The following is a 19,782-nucleotide window of genomic DNA, read 5'->3' as shown; positions in this document are numbered from 1 at the left end:
ACCGGGGGCGAAGTACCGGAGTGGCCCGGCGCCATGATCGGGTGCACTGTATTCGGCATGAGCGCTCGCAGTGCGGCAAACCCGTAGGTCAAGATCGTTTGTGTCGTCCGCACCCAGCCTGTCGGGGCCGCCTGGTGGTCAACGGTCCGGCGCCCCGAATTCCTCGATCAACGCCACGATCGCGGGATCCATCGGCGCTCGTACGTCCGTAGGTCGCGTGACCTCGTCGCCCTGAGGGTCGTAGATGGTAAGGTTGTATCGGCTGGCGAGTTGGTCAATCAACTGCAACGCGGGCGTGCTGCGTTCGCTGAAGCTCAGGTGCATGCTGACGTGGTCGATGTCGACATTCAGTGGCATGTCCATCCACGGGCAGTCGTGAGCGTACGGCGGGAAGTCCGGGTAGTGGGCGCGGAGGTTCTCGTAGAACCCAACGATGCGTTCGTCCAGCTCACCTTCGGGGTGATGCAGGCTTCGGCAGCGCTCCGCCATAGCCCGTACCGCGACATCGGTCGCGCCCGGGTCGACAGCAAGCACGACGAGACCGAAGCTCATGAGGCTATGGTGCCCTTCCGTGGTGACTCGGACGTCCGGCGTGGAGCGCTGATGGCAGAGGCCGTGGGTTTACCGGACATGGATCGAGAGAAGCATCTTGGACGACCTCGGGTTTGGAATCGTGCCGATCGCGGACGCGCGGCCGAATCGAGCCTCCGACGTCCACTGCTGCATGGAGGCAGGACCCGCCCGGCGCCTGCCGTCCTCTATCCGAGCGTGAGCATCGCCTCGGTGACCTCGCCGACCGCCGCATCGGGGATCGCAGTGGCGGCATCCTTGAGGACGAGCAGGCGCGCCCCGGGGATCTCGCGTGCGATCGCCTCGCCGTTGCCGACGGGGAAGAACCGGTCGCGGCGGCCGTGGACGACGAGCGTGGGGACCTCGATCTCGGGCAGGCGCTCGCGCCAGCGGGGTTTACAGTCGAGCCTGGAAAACACCATGCCCATCTGGTTGGCCATCTGGACCGGGGGTGCGGTGCCGGGCGTGCGGTCCCAGATGCGCGCAGCGATTGCGCGCGCGGCTACGGGGTCGTCGCCGCGGATCTCCGCGCTGGCGGCGGCGAACTCCGCAACCGCCTCGCGGTCGGTCCAATCGGGCATCGGACGCGCGAACAGCTGGCTCATCGTCGCCTGGTCATGGTCCGGGAGGTCATCGTCGGGCGGGCCCGGGGCAACCGCGCGGGTGCCGACCAGGGTGAGCGCCGAGAACGCACCCGGATGGTCGAGCACGGCCACCTGAGCGACCATCCCGCCGACGCCGATCCCCGCGAGGTGCGCAGGTCCCCCGCCGAGCGCGTCAGCAAGGGCCGCTGCATCGGCGGCGAGGTCGCGCACGGTGTAGGCAGGCTCTTCCGGATTCTTCGTCGTCGACTCCCCGCTGTCGCGCAGGTCGTAGCGCACCACACGACGACCGCCGGCGGCGAGGCGCTCGCAAAACGCGTCGGGCCAGGAGAGCATCGTCGTCCCGCCCGCGAGCAGGACGAGTGGCGCGTCGTCGTCACCGAACGACTCGATGCCCAAGGCGATCTCATTGGCGTTGACAGTGGTCATCGGATCACCGGAAGACGTCGTAGGTCAGGTGCGTGGCAGTCGATGTCGAGGTTACGCTAATCAGCTGACGTCACCAGCGGCGCCGCCGTGCTCTTCCCAGGTTGCGGGTCAGCTCCTCGCGGTTCTGATGCGCCCACCGGTTCCAGGCCGGTTGACCGGGACTTGTGCGCCAGGATTCGCTCAGCGGACTGTTATCGACGGTGTCGAAACCGAACTGGTCGTACAACCGCGTCACGAGCTCAACGGCCTCGGGGAAATTGCTTGAGACAGACAGTGCCAGCCGGCCGGGGGCACCGGCAGGTCGACCGGCGATGAGAAGCCGGGGAGCCTGGATGTGGGTGAATGCTTTGGCGACCTTTGACGCGGGGAGGTGCTCCTGGCGCAGCTCGTGGACCGTCTTCTCGCCCGAGTCGAGGATCGGGATGTGGCCGTCGCGCCAGACCATATAGTTGTTCGTGTCCAGCACGATTTTTCCTGCCAGCTCCTCGACCGGCATGTTGTTGACGACTCTGAGGGGCACGGCCACGATGGCGAAATCGCCTGCTGCCGCGGCATCCGCAGCGGTTGCCGCATGCGCTGACGGGCCGAGCTCGGCAACAAGGTTTTTCAGCGTCTCAGGCCCCCGCGAGTTGGCGATGACGATACTATATCCCTGGGAAATCGCCGCACGGGCGATCTGGCTGCCGACCTCGCCCGCGCCGATGATCCCGATCGTTGTCATGGACAGTTCCACCTCAAGACTCTTTCTTTCGATCCTGCCGCGTCCGCTCGTCGGGGAACGAGCGGACGCGGCAATTTTGATCCCTGATGTCAGGCGGTCAGTTGCCGAAGCACCTCGGCCGAATCATGCAGGGCTGTCATCTGCACGAATCGACCGTTGCTGACCTTGTAGATGGCGTATTCGACGATCTCGAACGAGGCGCCGGAAGGAGGCACACCGAGCCACTCCTTCACCGGGGTGCCGGTGTTGATTGCGCGCACAGCAATGCGGTCACGGTCAAACAGCAGTTCCTCGACCTCCCAGTGAAGGTCCGGAACGGCATCGATGTCTTGCTTCTGGACCGCGATGACGTCGTCTCGGGTGCCCGGCTCGCCGTTCAACAGGACCTGGTCATTGATGAACTCGTCCATCCCATCGAATTTGTGGGCGTTCAGCTGCGCGACGTAGCGCAGGTACCAGCTACGCAGACCGTTCTCGGTCATCAGATTGTCCTTTCGTTCATCAGATCGTCCTTAGTTCCTCCGCGCCTACCAGCTCAATTCCCCGAGTTCGTCCGTAAAGGTCCCGGTCGGGCCCTCCGTCCCGAGCGTGGCCAGGCGCACAACAGTCTTGGCGCTTTCCACCACTGATCTTCCGACTCCAAAGGCGGCGGTCATGTCGGTGGCGGTCGTGCCGGGCTCGAGTGCGTTGAACTTGATACCCGGCTGGGACTTGGCGTACTGAACAGTGAGCATGGTGGCTGCTGACTTCGACGCCGAGTAGAGCGCTAACGGCATATTGAACTCCGGTCGGTCGGGGTTGTTCACCGCCCAGAAAGATCCAAGGCTGCTCGAAAGGGTGACCACCGTGGGGTTCGACGACTTTCGCAGCAGGGGCAGTGCTGCCTCCGTGACTCGGACAATCCCCACCGCGTTGGTGTCGAACACGCGGAGGGCCGTTGGTCCGTCGATGGCTCCGGCCCCGGAGATGCCCGCGTTGTTCACCAGGACGTCGAGTCGGCCCTCGGCCGAATCAATGGTTGCCAGCGCGTCGCTCACCGACACGTCGTCGGTCACATCGAGCTGGACGAATCGCGTGCCCAGCGCCGCCGCGGCCTTCTCGCCTCGCTCGACGTCGCGTGCGCTGACGTACACGATGTGGCCCAACTCGAGAAGCTGTTTGGCTGTCTCGAAGCCGATGCCCTTGTTCGCGCCGGTGATCAGCGTGACGGTCATGCGTCTCCTCTAGGTATGCGCGCCTGAGCGGGGCGGTTGACAAGCCATGAATGACCGCGGTGCTCGAGTGCGGCGCCCTTTTGTACTGCTCGGTTGCAGAGCGCCACTAGCAGGTTTTGTACCGATCGGTCGGTGAGCCGGGCCACCTTCTGTACTGAGCGGTAGACTGAGCCCATGAGCACTGAGACGCCCACCGTCGGACGACCGCGGGCTTTCGACGAGGAGACGGTCCTCGGCCGCGCCGCCGAGGTCTTCTGGCGACATGGCTACGAGGGTGCGTCGCTGAGCGCCCTCACCAGCGCGATGGGCATCAACCGGCCGAGCCTGTACGCGACGTTCGGCAACAAGGAGCAGCTGTTCCAGCGCGCCTTCGCCCGCTATCACGAGACCCAGGTGACCAGCGCTCGCGCCGTGCTCGAACAACCCACCGCGTACGCCGCCATAGAAGCTTTCCTACGCTCCAGCGCCGACGGCCTCACCGCCGGTGATCACCCCGCTGGCTGCCTCTCCATCCAAGGGGGCCTGGCCTGCTCGCCGGAGAACACCCGCATCTCCGAGATCCTGGCCGCCGGCCGGGCCGCCATCGAGTCCGCCCTCGAAGAACGACTGTCCCGCGCGGCGGAGGAAGGTGACCTCCCGAACGGCATGGACCCCCGGGCGCTGGCACGATTCGTAATGGCGCTCAGCGAGGGCCACGCCGTCCACGCCGCGGCCGGCGCGAGCCGCGAAGATCTCCAGGCCTCCGTCGACATCGCCCTGCGAGCCATCGCGCTCCACTCCTGAGCGCCGTTGCAGTAGCAGTATCAATCCCCAGCCGCTCTTGTCGGATTCGGGTTCTGGCAGCTCAAGATGGCTCTCTGCCGACACCCGTCCCATCGATGATTTTCTACTGGCCGTGCCCCGGGACCAGAAGATCCCACCGCGACAGGCAGCACCCGCGCCGACGCGCTTGCCCCCGGCGCACCGCGCCCTGGTATGAAGCGCCGGAGCTACGGTGACGGCGTCAAGGGTGTTGCGCCCGGGTCCGCGTACTTGCCGGGCCGCCCAGTCGTTGATCGCTTGGGTGGCCAGGATGATGTCGTCGGGGCGGTGGTGCGGGCGAGCGAGCATCCTCGCGGTCCACCCCGAGGCGCGCCGATCGGTACTCTGCGGCGTTCATCGTCCGAGCGGCGCGCTGAGCGATCCGTCCGGGCGGTACGCGAACCTGCGTGGCCGTGTGCCAGGACGGAAAGTGCCGGTGCAACGTGGCGTGGACGCCCCCGGTACCTTCCGCGACGCTGCTGGCTGCCGGGATGGGCACCGCGGTACTACGCCGGAACCGGGAGATCATTCCGTGGTACCGCTGCCGGAGGGCGTTCGGTCTCTAGCGTCGTTGGCGGGACGCCGGAAACGCGGTGGAGTCGAGGCGAGGGATGGTCGATGATCGAGGCACGGCAGCTGACGAAGCGGTACGGCGAGAAGACGGCGGTCGACCGCCTTGACTTCGAGGTGAAGCCCGGCATGGTGACCGGGTTCCTCGGGCCGAACGGTGCGGGGAAGTCCACCACCATGCGCTTGATCATCGGGCTGGACGCGCCGACCAGCGGGTCGGTGACCGTCAACGGCCGGCGGTACGCGCGCCACACGGCGCCGCTGCAGGAGGTCGGAGCGCTGCTGGAGGCGCGGTCGATCCACCCGGGCCGCACCGCGTTCGACCACCTGATGGTCCTCTCCCACACGCACGGTATCCCGCGGCGGCGGGTCGACGAGATGATCGAGCTGACCGGGTTGCAGTCCGTGGCGCGCAAGCGTGCCGGGTCGTTCTCGCTGGGCATGGGGCAGCGGCTCGGCATCGCCGCCGCGCTGCTCGGCGACCCGGCGACGGTGATGCTCGACGAGCCCGTCAACGGCCTCGACCCCGAGGGCGTGCTGTGGATCCGCAACCTGCTCGCCGGGCTCGCCGCCGAGGGCCGCACAGTGTTCGTGTCGTCGCACCTGATGGCCGAGGTGGCGCTCGTCGCCGAGCACCTCATCGTCGTCGGGCGCGGGCGGCTGCTCGCCGACACCACCGTGCAGGACCTGGTGCGCCAGGCCGGCGGCGACACCGTCACCGTGGCCACTGCGGACCCGGCCCGGCTGCGGGCCGCACTGGCCGGCCCAGGCGTCGAGATCACCGGGCGGGCCGGCTCCGAGCAGCTGCAGGTGAGCGGCCTGTCGGCACGGCAGATCGGCCTCGTGGCCGCCGAGCACGGCATCGCCCTGTTCGAGCTCACCCCGAAGCACGTATCGCTGGAGGAGGCGTTCATGGATCTGACGAGGGACGCCGTGGAGTACCACGGCGCCGTGACGAGCGGGGTGGCGGCATGAGCACCGTTGCGGAAGTTCGCACCGCGGGAGCCGGCGCCGGGCCGGTGTCGCGGCCCGCGTACAAGGTCACTGGGCGGCGGGTGCTCCGCTCGGAGTGGGCGAAGCTGTGGACGCTGCGCTCCACCTGGATCACGCTCGCCCTCGGGCTGGCCGGCCTGCTGGTGTTCGGCAGCATCGCGGCGGTGCGGTACAAGTCGCTGACCACCTCCGGCGGCACCCGGATGGGCTCGGGGGAGTTCGTCAACGCGAGCGCGGTGACCCTGGCGCTGTTCGGCGTACGGTTCGGCCAGCTGGCGCTCGGCGTGCTCGGCGTGCTGGTCGCCGCAGGTGAGTACTCCACGGGCATGATCCGCTCGACGCTGGCCGCGGTGCCGCGCCGGCTGCCGGTGCTGTGGTCCAAGGCCGCCGTGTACGGCGTGGTCGCCTTCGTCGTCGGCGTCGCCGGCGCGTTCGGCGGGTTCCTGATCGTCAACGCCGTCGTGAACGGCACCCCGGCCCACATGTCCCTGTCGGACAGCGGCGTCGCCCGGTCGCTGCTCGGCGCCGGCCTCTATCTGAGCCTCGTCGGGGTGATCGGGACCGCGCTCGGGATGCTGATGCGCTCGGTTCCCGGGGCCATCTCGGTGCTCGTCGCCACGCTGCTGCTGGTGCCCGGGCTGCTGTCGCTGCTGCCCACCTCCTGGCAGGACAACATCGGCCCGTACCTGCCGAGCAACGCCGGCGAGGCGCTCTACGCGCTGCAACACGCGCCGGGCACACTGTCCGCGGGGACCGGCGCGCTGGTCCTGCTGGGCTGGACCGCCCTGGCGCTGGCCGGCGGAGCCTACCGCCTGGTACGCAAGGACGCATGACCATCGCGAGGGGGTCTGTGACGATGAGCTCCGCCGGCACCGACCACCTCGCCGCCTACCCGCTGGTCGGCCGGCTCGCCGGCCTCGGCCAGCGGGTGCGGCGGCTCGACGACCGGCGGCCATGGCTGTTCGACGCGGCGGTGGTGGCCGTGGTACTGCTGGTGTTCTGCGTGCCCGACTTCGTCCACGGCGAGGAACGGCGGGACCTGCAGCGACTGCTTCACCATCTGCCACCGGCCGGCACGGCCGCCCTGCAGCTCGGCCTGGTCCTGCCGCTGTTCTGGCGTCGGCGGGCCCCCACCGCCACGTTCTACGCCATCGCGGCCGTGTTCGTCCTGCAGTGGTCCGTCGGCGTGCTGTTGCGCGCCGACGTCGCGCTGCTCATCGCCGTCTACGGCCTCGTGCTACGGGTCGACCCGGCCCGCTTGCCCTGGGCCGGGCTGACCGTCACCGCGGCGCTGTTCCTGGTCGCGTGGCGGGTCTCCAGCGTGGTGTCGCCATGGGACGCGCTGTTCTTCTTCTACAGCGCCGTCACCGCGGCCGCCGCCCTGGGCTTCGCCATCCGCATCCGCCGGGCACAGCTGGCCGCGCTGCGTGACCGGGCGCAGCGCCTGGAGATCGAGCGCGACCAGCGCAGCAAGCTCGCCGCGGCCACCGAACGCACCCGGGTGGCCCGCGAGATGCACGACATCATCGGCCACAGCCTGTCGGTGATCATCTCACTGGCCGACGGCGGCGCATACGCGGTCGGTGGCAACCCGCAACGCGGCCGCGAGGCGCTCGAACTCATCGGCGACACCAGCCGGCAGGCCCTCACCGAACTGCGCCGGGTGCTCGGCGTCCTGCGCAACGAGACCGAGGCCGCCGAACTCCACCCGCAGCCCGGCGTCGCCGAGATCAGCGCCTTGTGTGAGCGCATCCGGGTAGCCGGACCGGACGTCGTCTACCGCACCGCCGGCAACGTCGACGCCCTCGACCCCGGGGTACAGCTCACCGCGTACCGCATCGTGCAGGAGGCGCTCACCAACGCGCTGCGGTACGCGGGGCCGCACACCGCCCTCGACGTCGGCCTCATCGCCGCCGACGGGCGGCTGCAGATCACGGTGCACGACGCCGGCCCCCAGCCGCCCGACCGCCCGCCACCGCCGCCCGCGAAACCCGGGCACGGACTCGCCGGCATGCGCGAGCGAGCCGCCCTGTACGGCGGAACCGTCGAGGCCGGCCCGCGCCCCGGCGGAGGATGGACGGTGCGGGCGATCCTCGACCTGACCCCGCTCGCCGCACTCGAAGGCCGGAAATGATCACTGTGCTCATCGTCGACGACCAGCCCCTGCAACGGCTGGGTTTCCGCATGTTGCTGGAGAACAACGAGGAAACGGACGTCGTCGGAGAAGCCGGCAACGGTATCGAGGCGGTGCGCCGCGCCGAGCAGCTGCACCCCGACGTGATTCTCATGGACGTACGCATGCCCGGCATGGACGGCATCGAGGCCACCCGGCGCATCGTCGCGGCCGGCGACCGGTCCCGGGTGCTCGTGCTGACCACGTTTGACCTGGACGAGTACGCGTACGCCGCCCTGCGCGCCGGGGCCAGCGGCTTCCTACTCAAGGACGCGCGCCCTGAGGAGCTTCTGGCTGGCATCCGGGCGGTCGCGGACGGCGACGCCGTCATCGCGCCCGCGCTGACCCGCCGACTGCTGGACCGCTTCGCCGGCCAGCTCGCCGCCGGCCCTTCGCAGCCGGGCCGCACCGACCCGCGGCTGGCCAGCCTCACCGACCGGGAACGCGAGATCCTGGTGGCGATCGGAAGCGGCTGGACCAACCGGGAAATCGCCGAGCGGCTCGTGCTGTCGGAGTCCACCGTGAAGACCCACGTCGGTAAGATCCTCGCCAAGATAGGCGCCCGCGACCGCGTACAGGCCGTCATATTCGCCTACGACCAAGGACTCACCCGACCGAACACCGGCGGATGACCGCCCATACGATCCGGCGACCTCAGCCCCGATGAGCAGGAACCGCCCGGCACACCCGCGCGCCTAGGGCCAGCCCGGAGATGCTCCCGGCAACGATTCGCCCGCCACCGCCACCGCCACCGCTGAACGCTGGCCCAGCGTCCGCGTCTCGACGTGAGCCAGCGATCGAAGCCCGTGGAGGGTTGCCGCCACGTCTGGGTCGCCTTGGGCTGACCCGATGGACGCCCTCTCGGACGGGAGGGCGTCCTCGACTTGTCGGAGTCGGTCAGGCGATTTGACGTGCTACGGCATTGCGCAGGTGAAGTCGTATCTGACGGTCGTCCATCCCTGGGCGGCCATGTCGAAGAGCATGAAGTCCAGGGTGAGTTCGATCGTCTTGATCGGAGCGCCCGACCCCGGAATCAGCTTCAACGTCCCGCCGGCATTCCCGTTCGAGTTCACCTCGTACTTCCGACCACCGGAAAGGCTGGTACCGCCGTTCTTGGTCGCGTTCCACCGGACGCCCTCGTTGGCGGCGGCCACCTCACAGAAGTCGGGGACGATGGGGTTGCACCTGCGGCCGGACCGCTGCTCCCCCCTCGGCGCCTGCTTGTACTCGAATGCGAAGGTGCCGTCGTGGATGCCACCGTTCAGGTCGCCCCAGGGCAGGCTGACGTGGAAGTCGGCACATGATGCCATCTTCCCGGTCAGGTCGGCCTGACTGAGCGGGTCGCCGAAGACGTAGGCGTAGTTGTTGGCGCAACCGCCCTCGACAGGGTCCACGGACAGGAAGCGGGCCTCGGCGGGGTTGTAGGGGCGGGCGCCCATGATGGTGATGCCGGTGGCCGGGTTGGTGAGTTTGCCGGCCGTGCCGAATGCGCCGATCTGCTGGCTGCCGCTGGCGTTGGTGATCCCGCTCGCGCTGGTCTGCTGCCCCCACGGATCGTAGGTGACCGGGTTGCCTTGCCGGGTTCCGGTGGCGTCGGCGACGGCGGTGTGATGGCCGTGCAGATCCGGGTACGACCACGTGCTGCCCGAGGACTTCTTTGCCAGCAGCACCTGGCCCGGGAGCCCGATGTACCCATCGGTGATGGTTTTGGCGCTGTTGAGCACGGCGGCGGGGGCGTCGCCGAACCCGGCGTAGGCGTAGTAGACGGTCGTGCCACCCGTCGTCGTACTCAGCACCCGATCCAGCGCGTCGTAGGTGTAGGCGATGGTGGCACCGTTCTTGGTGGTGGACGCCAGCCGGTCCGAGGCGTCCCAGGTCAGGACGGCGCCGCTGTCGCGGGTCTGGTTGCCGTGCCCGTCGTAGGCGTAGTCCGTGTTCCTGGTCGTGCCGGTGATGGTGGCGACGAGCTGGTCCGCGGCGTTGTAGCAGGACCGGGTGGTCGAGCTGCTGCCGCCGGCGGCCGGGACGAGGGTGACGGCGGTGCGGTTGGTGTTCGCGCCGGCCTTCGGGCTCGCGCAGCCGTCGCCCGTGTCGTTGTCGGCGTAGCTGTAGGTCGAGTGGCCCGCGGCGTGCCACGCGTCGATCAGCCGGCCGGCCGGATCGTAGGTGTAGTCGATCGCGGTGGCTCCGGCGGGATTCGGGTTGGTCAGGGTGGTGCCGGCGAGGTTCTGCTGCTCGCTGACGATCCGTCCGCCCGGGCTGTACACGACCTGGTTCCCGGCGATCAGGCTGCCGCCCGCGGTCCGGGTGAAGACCAGGCTGTTGCCGTGCCCGAGGGCGTCGTAGCCGAGGGCGGCGGTGGTGCCGTTGGCGTAGGTGACACCGGTCAGCCGTTCGGTGGCGGCGTCGTAGCTCGCCGTCGCCGCCAGCGTGCCGTCCACGCTGACCGTCGAAACCTGGGCTGTGTCCGGGTTGTAGGTGGGCGTCACGGTCCCCTGCGGTCCCGAGGTCGTGGTGACCTGCCCGGCCTGGTTGTAGCTGATCTGGGTCACCTTGCCGACGGTGTCGACATACTGGCTGAGCCGGCCGAGCAGATCGGCTGTGGAGGTGATCGTGCCGCTGGCATCGCTGACGGACGAGACGAGGGGATTGCCGCCGACGGCGTAGGTATGGGTGACCGTCCGCGCCGGGGCGGTCCCGGTCGCCGGCCACGTCTGCGTGGTGACCCGGCCTCGCGCGTCATAGCTGGTGCACTGCCACAACGCGCTGCCGATCGTGGTGACCGGCCCGATCCGGCGCCCGACCTGCCGGCCCGTGGCGTCGTAGACGAATTGCTGGACTCGTGCCGGGGTGCCGGCGTCCGGGGCCGGGTCGGTCTGCTGCTTGAGCTGCCCGCCCTGCAGCGTGGTACCGCTGACGCCGCACGCGGCGGCGATCGGGCCGTCGGTGCCGCCGTAATACGTGTAGCTGGTGGTGTTGCCGGCCGGCAGCGTCGTGCTCGTCCTGCGGAAGAAGGTGGCGCCGGTGGGTGGTTCGTAGGTGTTGGTCGTTGTCAACGGTGTCGCGCTGCCGGCACCGGCGGTGGTCGTGGTGGCCAAGCCGTAGACAGGGTCGTTGCCACCCGCGGTGTAGGTGGTGGCCGTGACCTTGCCGTCGGGGTCGGTGGTGGAGGTGGTGAGGCCGTAGTTCGGGTGCAGCGTGGAGTCGGCCGGGATTCTCCACGTCAACGGCTGGATCTGGGTGCTGACCAGTGAGACGGCGAATTCGTCGACCACTGCGGCGGATCCCTGGTAGTCGAGTTCGATCTGGTGGGTCGTCCCGGCGAAGCATTCGCCGGCGTAGTACTCGCCTTGTGGGTCGGAGGACGCGGTGTAGTGGTTACCGGCGACGAAGGTGTCCGGGACGCCGGGGATGACGCCGGGGCCGCCGCGCACGAGTGGCCGGCCGTCGATCCACAGCGTGATCGGACCTCGATAGTCGACCTGGACGTACCAGCCGCAGCCGTCCGGGATGTCGATGCTGCCGGTGAGTTTCATGCTCCACTTACCTGCGGCGTCCGGCGCGACCGGCGACGTGCCGGCCGGCCAGTTGGCGCACAGCAGTCCGGTCGTGGCCGGGCAGTAGCTGCTGGTGGCGGTGCCGCCCACGCCGGTGGCGTGCTTGACGGCCGGGCCCGTGAACTGCCCGTTGCTCCAGTAGGTCGCGGCCAGCCCGGTGAGGCCTTCGTCGTGACCGCTGTGGGTGTGCGGGATCGTGGTGATCCCGCAGCCGGCGGTGCCGTGCGGATCGGCGACGGGCAGGTAGCCCTGGATCGGGGCGACCGGCGTGACGTCGGTGGGCCAGCCGCCGCTGAAGCAGGCCAGCGGCGCAGGCCCGTAGACGTCGGTGACGTTGCCGCGCGGGTCGTACAGCGTGCTGGTCTGCAGTCCCTGGGCGTTGCCGGTGGCGATCGGCCGGTCGAGGGTGTCCCACACGGTCGTGGTGCTCTTGCCGGCCGAGTCGGTCTGGCTGGTGATGCGGCCCTGGCCGTCGTAGCTGGTGCGCGCCGCATACCCGGAGGACGGCGCGAACCCGCCGATCGACACGTCGGTGTGGCCGCTGCCGTAGGTGTAGTTGCGGTACGGCCGGGCGGCCCCGGTCGTCGGCGCCGGCTGGGTCACCTTGGCGACCCGCCCCGACTGGTCGTAGCAGATCTGGGTGTCCACGGCTGCCGTGGTGAGTCCGGTCGTGCCCGCGGGGCAGGCCAGCGTCGAGCCGGCGGAGCCACCACTGGACACGTAGGCGTTGGCCAGCGCGTCGCGGATCTGCGCCAGCCGGGCGCTGCTGTCGTAGCCCAGCAGCGTTATCCGCCCGCCGGGGCTGCTGACGGAGGCCAGCTCACCGTCGCCGTTGTAGCCGAAGGTGCTGGACTGCCCGTCCCAGGTGTCGAAGCGGCACAGGTAACCGGTGGGCGCGGGATTGCTGGTGGGGCAGTTCGCGTCGCCGCCGTAGAAGGCGGTCGCCGATCGGTTGGAGACCGGGTCGGTGATCGTGCGCAACGCGATCGGACTGCCGCCGTAGGTGTAGCGCAGCGCCGTGGGGTGCCGGTCGTCCGCGACCGACGTCACCGACGCGAGACTGCCGTCGGTCGTGAAGGTGTACAGCAGCCCGGCGGCGGTCGCCAGCTGCAGCTGACCGCTCGCGTTGAGGGTGAGGTTGTCGTCGTTGCCCGGCGGCGAAGTGTAGCTGCCGGCCGGTGGCTGGTAGACCATGCCGGTCGAGGGCGGGGGATACTGCGGCGTGCGCGTGAACCTCGCGATGGCACCCGACGGGCTGCTCAGCACGACCTGTTGGCCCTGGTCCTCGGCGTGCGTCCAGACCACCGTCGCGGTCGAGGTCAGCGACCATCCCGGGGGCAGGCCGCTGCGCTGGGGGGTGAGCCAGCCGACCGGGACCTGGACCGCCTTCTTGGCCGGATCGGACTCGCTGGTGTGGTTGGCCCACAGCTGGATCGCTCCACCGGCGGCGTTGGCCCAAGCCTCGACCTTGATCTGATGCTGGCTTGCGCCGGCCACGGTCGTGGTGCCGAACGTCGCGGTGTTCGTGGAGGCGGTCGCCGACCAGTTGTCGTATACCGGGGTCGATGAGCCGTCGAGGTAGACCCGCATGCCGCCGCTGCCCAGCCCGCCCAGCGTCCACGTGCCGGCCGGCAACCGGAGCGCGCCGGTCCAGCGCACCAGGAACGGTTTAGACGAGGTCAGGCCTCCGATCGGCGGATCGCTGTTCCACGACAGGTTGATGCCCGGATCGACCCGCTGGCCTGCGGCTGCCCCGGGGAACGCGTGATTGCCGGTGTCCTGGTAGTACTGGCCGAGCAGCCCGAAGTTCGAGCCGTCGGTCAGCGAGCCGTTCACCGAGTTGTAGGTCAGCGTCAGCCCGACCGGGCCACCCAGGGCCTGCACGGTCTGGGTGCCGACCGCGACCGCGAGGTTGCCGGTCAGCATGTTGACCGTTTCGCTCGAGGGTGAGTCGCCCGGCGAGGGGGCTCCCTGGCTCGGCATGCTCGACGAGCCGGGCGGCGCGCCGACGGTGTCGGTGGGCGACGGGCCACCCGCACCGAGGCGCTTCTTCACCTGGAAGCTGATCGGCGCCCGGGGCGCCGCCGGCGGCACATACTGCGGGTCGGAGTGATCCCACCATTGCATCGCGGTCACGTCGCTGCGCACGGTCGCGTAGTAGGTGAGCCCGTCGGACAGTGCGCCGGGCGGAACGGTCCACGTAGGCTGGTCGATCCAGCCCGAGTCGACCACCACCCCCGTGCCGTCGGAGTTGGTACCGATCTGGAAGTCGTACTGTGCGGCATGGCGGTCGCTGGCATCGACGGCCGCCGGGGTCGCGGTCAGCGTCGGGGTCGCCGTGGAGATCACGGCGTGGTTGGTCGGGGCCGTGATGCTGCTCGGTGCCGGCTGCCGCACATATGTGACGGAAAGGAACACGTCGTTGGGGTCGGTGACCGACGCGAAGTGATTATCGGCGGACGTAACCGAGAACCAGGCCCCCTGCCGACCGGCCATGAACGGGATGACCTGCCCGTCCATGGCTTCGGCTTCGCAGGCGTTCCACTGCCATCGGTGCATCAGCACCCCGTATGGCATTCCCACGTAGGTGGGCGGAAAGTTCTCCGCGTTGTTCAAGCCGTACACGTTGAAGTCGTACTGACCGGACGCCAGCGGGCTCGGGTCGCACCAGAAGTACACATGGGCCCCGGCGAGCTGCCAGGCGGGCTGACCCGGCGTGGCCGCCGGAGCCGCCGGCATCGGCACGTAGAACGCCGTGCGCCACCGCGCCGCACGGCTGTCCAACCCAACCTGCATCACACCGTTCAGCGTCTGACCGTCACTGCTGCGACTCACCGTGTGCGTCGGCAGCGTGCTCGGCGGTTTCCACACCGGGTCGATCACGACGGGGAACGCCGACTGCGGCAGGCTCCTCAACCACGTCGGGGATATGGACGCGACAATCGCCCGGCCCTCAACGGACAGCCGCAAACCTGAAGCCGAGGTCGTTGCGCCGTCGGCCCTCGTCACCGTCAACGCCGGCACAGTCCCGACACCGACGCCGCCAGCCATGAGATCCACGCTCCCGGACCGGTTCAAACGCGGCGTCGCACCAACCACATCGAACGCGAACCTCGACCGGGTCGAGGGCCCATGCAGCACGATGTCTTCTTTGACCCCAGCCGCCGTCACCGTCTCCTCGACATCGACGCCAGGCCAGATTCCCCGGTATGTTGCCCGGTTACCGGACACCGAGGGCTCCTTGCCCGGATCGGCGACCTCCCTTGCCGCGAAGCCGAATTGCCGGCCCGCGTTGGTGATCTGCACGCCGCCGCCGGTCGCACCTGCCGGGCCAAACGACGCGGACCAGCTGTTCCCCTTCGAGCGCGACCACCCAGGCCGCGCGGAGATCGGCGCGAGATCCGAGTCGATCTCCTGCCATGCTGACGAACCGCTCGGCCGGTAGAAATGCGGCTCGGCGTACGACCGGACCGTCAGGCTGCCGTTGGCGTTCTCGAACACGGCCGACGTGGCCGTCCGCCGCTGCACCAGCTCCCGCGCCCCGGCCGAGGGCTTCCGGGCGATGTCACCGGCCCCGAACGCCGCAGCCGGAGCCTGTGCGATCGGCTGGTTCACTGGTGCGGAGCTCAGCAGGCCCGGCGGCTGCGAAGACGCCGCCGGGCCCTGGGTCGCCACGGCGCCCGAATCGCTCACCACGACCAGCCCCGCGCTGAGCACGACGGCCGCCGTGGCCGCTGCGGTCCAGCCCCGCAGTGCCCGGGCGCGTCCGGCCATGGAGCGAACAGCAACGGTGGCCGCCCCGGGCCGCAGCGCAGCCGGGGCATGGAGGAGGGCCGAGGCGGCCGAGCCCGCCCATCGGGCCGCAATCGCCCAACGCGAAGTCCGAGTGCCGTGACTGATCAGTGGGGTTCGCACGCACTCACTTTGGCCATGCCGCAGCGCCGCACCTACGAAAACGCCGAGACTTCTTTCAATATTTACACCTTCCTCGCCCTGTCCACGTCCGTCGTGAAAGTACGGCTCAGGCCCAGGGCTCTGGCAGAGTCGTCGGGTGATGCCGAGTAGTGCCAGCGGGTGGGCACTGTCGCGGACGTGATGCCGGTTCCTGCGGTCACCACCACGGTCAACCGGTGCCGGACCCCGCAGGCGCGCGGATCCGGCAGATCCGCCAGCGCGGCGGGCAGCCAGCAGCGGTTCGGGCACGGTGACAGCCGGCGCGGCGGACACAGAAGAGATCAGCGATGATGGCAGCGCGGGCACGACCCACATCGGACGATCGACAAGGCGTAGGAACCTCGATGACCATCTGAACCGGTCATACTCGCCCTGCTACCACCAGCAAGAGCACGTCTACACCAGCCACATCACGCCGGACACCCTCACGACTATGCCGGAGCCCTGCTGCCAGCACAGGTCGCCGACCTCCTCTTCGAGATGAACGCGCCACCTCGGTCGGCCGCGCATTTGCGCGCTGTGCACGACGTCGCCGCCCAGCTCACTGCCTGGCTTGCCGCTCGCTACCCAGCCCTGGTCATCGACCGCGAGGCCGTTCTCTTCGGCGCGGCCACCCACGACATCGGCAAGGCCGTTCACGTCGAGGAACTGTCCGGACCAGGCTCCCGGCACGAGCCAGCCGGGCAGCAGCTTCTGCTCGACGCCGGCATCGATCCTTACCTGCCCGCTTCGCCGCGACGCCTGCCAGTTGGGGGACGACCGCCGTCGAGCTCGAAGACCTGCTCGTCAGCCTCGCCGACAAGATCTGGAAAGCCAAGCGCGTCCCCGACCTCGAACAACTCGTCGTCGACCGGCTCGCCGCCGCTTTCGGGTAGGAGCCCTGGCAGCCTTTTCCTCAACCTCGACGACCACCTGGACAAGATTGCGGCGGACGCGGACCATCGGCTCGCCTTCCCGAATGGCTATCCCACCGCGACCGGCTCAGACGTGCCGAGCCGGGTCCGTCAGCTCCGCTCCGATCGCTTCGCGGCATGAGCGTGCAACCGATCTTGCAGCCAGCTACCCCGATCGCGGCATGAGCGAGCGCGCGTTCACACGGTCCCTCGGTGCGAGCCTGGCGTGCCTGAGAAGTTGTTCGACCACCCAGGCCTGCCGGTGCCGGGGAGGCAACCGCTGCGTGAGCCGGGATGTACTCAACGGCGCCACCGGCCAACTGGCGGAAATTGCTGACCGCCGGCCCGGCACCCCACCGCCATACGCGCTCCGGTCGACTGACCGCCGGCCACCGGCGCCCGTCTGTGACCGTGCGGAAAGCCCGAAACGCGTTTCTCCGATTGGCGTTCGCTCCGTAGGATCTCCGGCGATCAAGGGGGATGAAACGGTGGGCGATTTCCAGCAGTTCGTGACGGATGTGACTTCGCGTCTGTCCACCATGTCCAAGGGTGAGTTGTACGCCGTCGGCGACGGCCTCGACCGGGACTCACTCTGGCTCACCTTTCTCGAATCCTTCCCCGCCGGCACCAATCTGCGGTTCCGTGAGCGATCCGAGTACGACTGCTCGACCTGCCGCGGTTTCATCAAGCACTTCGGCAACGTCGTCGAGATCCACGCCGGGCGGGTCCGTACCGTCTGGTCCGGGGTGTCGGCCTCCGACCCGGTCTTCTCCGTCGTCGCCGCCGCTCTGGACGAGTTCGTTCTTTCGCTGCCGTTGTCCACCATCTTCCGGTCCACTCAGGCGCAGTACGGGACGAAGACCACCCGAACGCTGCGCGACGGCCAGGTCGAGGTGTGGCACCACCTGCACGGCCGGGTGGAAAAGCGGCATCGCATCGAAGACGTCGGCGCGGCACAGGGCAACTTTGACGCCGCGGTGCAGGTCTTCCAGCGTGGCCTGGCCGAGCTGACCCAGCACGCTCTGGACACCGTCGTCGACCTTATCGACGACAACGCCCTCTACCGCGGCACGGAGCATCGTCGGGCGGTGACCGAGTTCCGGTCGCTGCAGAACCGGTGGACGAAGGCGACCGACGGACGGGCCTTCGTCTTCGCCAACGCCATGAACCCGGCGGCACGCTTCCGCAACACGGTGATCGGCACCCTCGTCCAGGATCTCTCCGCGGGCGTCGACCTGGAGCAGGCGGTCCGGTCGTTCGAGACGAAGGTGGCACCGCAGAATTACCAGCGCCCCACGGCGTTGATCACCCCGGCCATGGTCAAGGCTGCCATGAAGACCATTGACGAGTTGGACATCGAGGAGTCGTTGCAGCGAAGGTTCGCCCGGCTGTCCGATGTGTCGGTCACCAACGTGCTATGGGTAGACAACGACACACAGCCGCGGATGAAGGACGGCATCGAAGGGCTGCTCATGCAGGCGGCCACTATAAAGTCGGCAGGTGCGCGCTTTCGTGACGCGAAGCCGGAGGAGATTCCCGTGGTCTCCTTCATAAAGGACATCCTGCCCGGCGCCACCACCATCGACCTATGGGTCGCCAACACCTACGAGCCGCACTTCGTCAGTCTCACGACCGGCCAGCACTCGGCTGCTCCGCGGTTGTTCAAGTGGGACAACGATTTCGGCTGGTCGTACGGCGGCAACGTCACCGACTCGATCAGGGAGAAGGTCAAGCGGGCCGGCGGCAACGTCACCGGCAAGCTGCGGGTGAGCCTGTCCTGGTTCAACCACGACGACCTCGACCTGCACGTGTTCGAACCCAACGGCGACCACATCTGGTACCAGGAGAAGCGCAACAAGCTGGACGTCGACATGAACGCCAGCGGGACGCTCTCCCGCGAGCCGGTCGAGAACGTCACCTGGACCGACCGTGTCCCCGACGGTGAGTACCGAATCGAGGTGAACCAGTATCGCAAGCGCGACAGCACCCAGGTCGGCTTCGTGATCGAGACCGAGAGCAACGGGAAAATCGAGCATTACAGCCACGAACGCGCGGTCGGCCACAAGGAAACCGTCGAGGTGGGCCGGATGACGGTTACCGGCGGTGTGATCACCGCTTTCCGGCCGGGTAAAGACGTGCAGCCGGGCAGTGCGGGCAAGGAGTTGTGGGGCATCACCACCGAACAGTTCGTACCGGTGTCCACCGTCATGTACTCGCCGAACTACTTCGACGACAACGAGGTCGGTAACCGGCACTACTTCTTCATCCTGAAGGGGTGCGTGAACGACCAGCCGACGCGGGGGATCTACAACGAGTTCCTCCGCGGCGACTTGCAACCGCACCGCAAGGTGTTCGAGGTTCTCGGCGACCGCACCAAGTGCGAGCCGTCTCCGGATCAGCTGTCCGGTCTCGGCTTCAGCTCCACGGTCCGCAGCTCTGTGGTCGCGAAGGTGACCATGACCGGCGGCCGGCGCCGCCTCATCAGCATCCAGTTCTGATTCCCTACCCAGAAATCGGAGAGAGGCCATCGTGACCATTTTTGAAAAGGCCACGCGGGAGAAGTTCCGCTATCCGTCGGCCAAGGGCCTGCTGACCACGGAACAGTTGTGGGAGCTTCCGCTGACCGCCAAGTCCGGCTTTAGCCTCGATGATGTGGCCAAGGCGGTCAACGCCGAACTCAAGGCCGTCGACACCGAGTCGTTCGTGGCCACCGAGGCCAATCCGGCCAAGGCGACCTTGGAGACCAAGTTGGAGGTCGTCAAGCACGTCATCGCCGTCCGCCTCGCGGAGGACCAGGCGGCGAAGGCGGCGGCGGCCAAGAAGTTGGAGAAGGAGAAGCTGCTGGCGGTCCTGGGCCGCAAGCAGGATGCGGTCCTGGAAAACCTGACCGAGGCAGAGCTGCTGGCCCGAATCAACAACCTGTAGCCCGCGCGGGGCTGGACATCACGGAGCTCTTCCCCGGGCTGAGGGAGCACTCGGCGACAGCCACGCGGCTACATCCCCGGCCCGGTACGCCGACGGCCGCCGACAGTTCGGTCGGTGGCCCGCTGCTGTGGCCGGCCGATGAGGCCTGGCCGGCGTGCACAGATGGCGATGCCCACTACATTCCCGATCCGGCACGCCCCCACGGTCGACACTCCCGCAACGTAGGCTGTCAGCGCTGCGTCGGGCAGGGTGTAAACCGCTGCCGCAGCACGTTGCAGCGAACCACTCCACAGCCGAAGGTCTCTACACGGAACGTCCGCTCATGCCGAATACAGTGCACCCGATCATGGCGCCGGGCCACTCCGGTACTTCGCCCCGTC

At 68.5% G+C, this 19,782-nt stretch carries 14 protein-coding genes; 8 read left to right on the top strand and 6 right to left on the bottom strand.

Annotated features, from left to right (window positions below; all coding sequences use genetic code 11):
• Positions 1-138 precede the first annotated feature (138 nt).
• The 5 genes from ACIRG9_RS31195 to ACIRG9_RS31175 form a co-directional block, all read right to left on the bottom strand.
• Positions 139-552: a hypothetical protein gene (locus ACIRG9_RS31195; protein WP_402864002.1), complete on the bottom strand. Its 414-nt coding sequence runs from the start codon at positions 550-552 to the stop codon at positions 139-141.
• 206 nt (positions 553-758) lie between these two features.
• Positions 759-1,601: an alpha/beta fold hydrolase gene (locus ACIRG9_RS31190; RefSeq protein ID WP_402863999.1), complete on the bottom strand. Its 843-nt coding sequence runs from the start codon at positions 1,599-1,601 to the stop codon at positions 759-761.
• Between the two features lie 70 nt (positions 1,602-1,671).
• A complete protein-coding gene (locus ACIRG9_RS31185) occupies positions 1,672-2,355 on the bottom strand; it encodes an NADPH-dependent F420 reductase (protein WP_402864008.1) in 684 nt (227 codons plus the stop codon).
• A 56-nt stretch (positions 2,356-2,411) separates the two neighbouring features.
• On the bottom strand, positions 2,412-2,804 hold the full coding sequence (locus tag ACIRG9_RS31180) for an ester cyclase (protein ID WP_402863996.1): 393 nt from the start codon (positions 2,802-2,804) through the stop codon (positions 2,412-2,414).
• Between the two features lie 45 nt (positions 2,805-2,849).
• Entirely contained in the window at positions 2,850-3,536 is a 687-nt protein-coding gene (locus ACIRG9_RS31175) for an SDR family NAD(P)-dependent oxidoreductase (protein ID WP_402863993.1), read from the bottom strand.
• 174 nt (positions 3,537-3,710) lie between these two features.
• On the opposite strand from ACIRG9_RS31175, the gene ACIRG9_RS31170 reads away from it, so the two are divergent.
• The 5 genes from ACIRG9_RS31170 (at position 3,711) to ACIRG9_RS31150 (ending at position 8,705) form a co-directional block, all read left to right on the top strand.
• Positions 3,711-4,319, top strand: a complete 609-nt coding sequence (locus ACIRG9_RS31170; RefSeq protein WP_402863990.1) for a TetR/AcrR family transcriptional regulator — start codon at positions 3,711-3,713, stop codon at positions 4,317-4,319.
• Between the two features lie 636 nt (positions 4,320-4,955).
• Positions 4,956-5,882, top strand: a complete 927-nt coding sequence (locus tag ACIRG9_RS31165) for an ABC transporter ATP-binding protein (RefSeq protein ID WP_402863987.1) — start codon at positions 4,956-4,958, stop codon at positions 5,880-5,882.
• Positions 5,879-6,733: an ABC transporter permease subunit gene (locus tag ACIRG9_RS31160; protein WP_402863984.1), complete on the top strand. Its 855-nt coding sequence runs from the start codon at positions 5,879-5,881 to the stop codon at positions 6,731-6,733. Before ACIRG9_RS31165 ends, ACIRG9_RS31160 begins: the two co-directional genes overlap by 4 nt.
• Positions 6,730-8,034 carry a sensor histidine kinase gene (locus tag ACIRG9_RS31155; protein ID WP_402863981.1) on the top strand — a complete coding sequence of 435 codons (1,305 nt, stop codon included), beginning with the start codon at positions 6,730-6,732 and terminating at the stop codon, positions 8,032-8,034. Before ACIRG9_RS31160 ends, ACIRG9_RS31155 begins: the two co-directional genes overlap by 4 nt.
• On the top strand, positions 8,031-8,705 hold the full coding sequence (locus tag ACIRG9_RS31150; RefSeq protein WP_402863978.1) for a response regulator: 675 nt from the start codon (positions 8,031-8,033) through the stop codon (positions 8,703-8,705). Before ACIRG9_RS31155 ends, ACIRG9_RS31150 begins: the two co-directional genes overlap by 4 nt.
• Before the next feature lie 282 nt (positions 8,706-8,987).
• On the opposite strand, the gene ACIRG9_RS31145 is transcribed toward ACIRG9_RS31150, so the two are convergent.
• On the bottom strand, positions 8,988-15,890 hold the full coding sequence (locus ACIRG9_RS31145) for an RHS repeat-associated core domain-containing protein (protein ID WP_402863975.1): 6,903 nt from the start codon (positions 15,888-15,890) through the stop codon (positions 8,988-8,990).
• A gap of 174 nt (positions 15,891-16,064) precedes the next feature.
• On the opposite strand from ACIRG9_RS31145, the gene ACIRG9_RS31140 reads away from it, so the two are divergent.
• The 3 genes from ACIRG9_RS31140 (at position 16,065) to ACIRG9_RS31130 (ending at position 19,402) form a co-directional block, all read left to right on the top strand.
• Complete coding sequence (locus ACIRG9_RS31140; RefSeq protein WP_402863972.1) at positions 16,065-16,619, top strand: phosphohydrolase; 555 nt, start codon at positions 16,065-16,067, stop codon at positions 16,617-16,619.
• A gap of 346 nt (positions 16,620-16,965) precedes the next feature.
• Positions 16,966-18,975 carry a hypothetical protein gene (locus ACIRG9_RS31135; protein WP_402864005.1) on the top strand — a complete coding sequence of 670 codons (2,010 nt, stop codon included), beginning with the start codon at positions 16,966-16,968 and terminating at the stop codon, positions 18,973-18,975.
• 31 nt (positions 18,976-19,006) lie between these two features.
• Positions 19,007-19,402: a hypothetical protein gene (locus ACIRG9_RS31130; RefSeq protein ID WP_043328857.1), complete on the top strand. Its 396-nt coding sequence runs from the start codon at positions 19,007-19,009 to the stop codon at positions 19,400-19,402.
• Positions 19,403-19,782: the final 380 nt, after the last annotated feature.

It is taken from the genome of Micromonospora sp. NPDC093277 (genome assembly GCF_044765245.1).
In the GTDB taxonomy this organism is placed as follows: domain Bacteria; phylum Actinomycetota; class Actinomycetes; order Mycobacteriales; family Micromonosporaceae; genus Micromonospora.
Note: the sequence above shows the minus strand (reverse complement) of the source record. Positions and strands in the feature narration are given on the sequence as shown.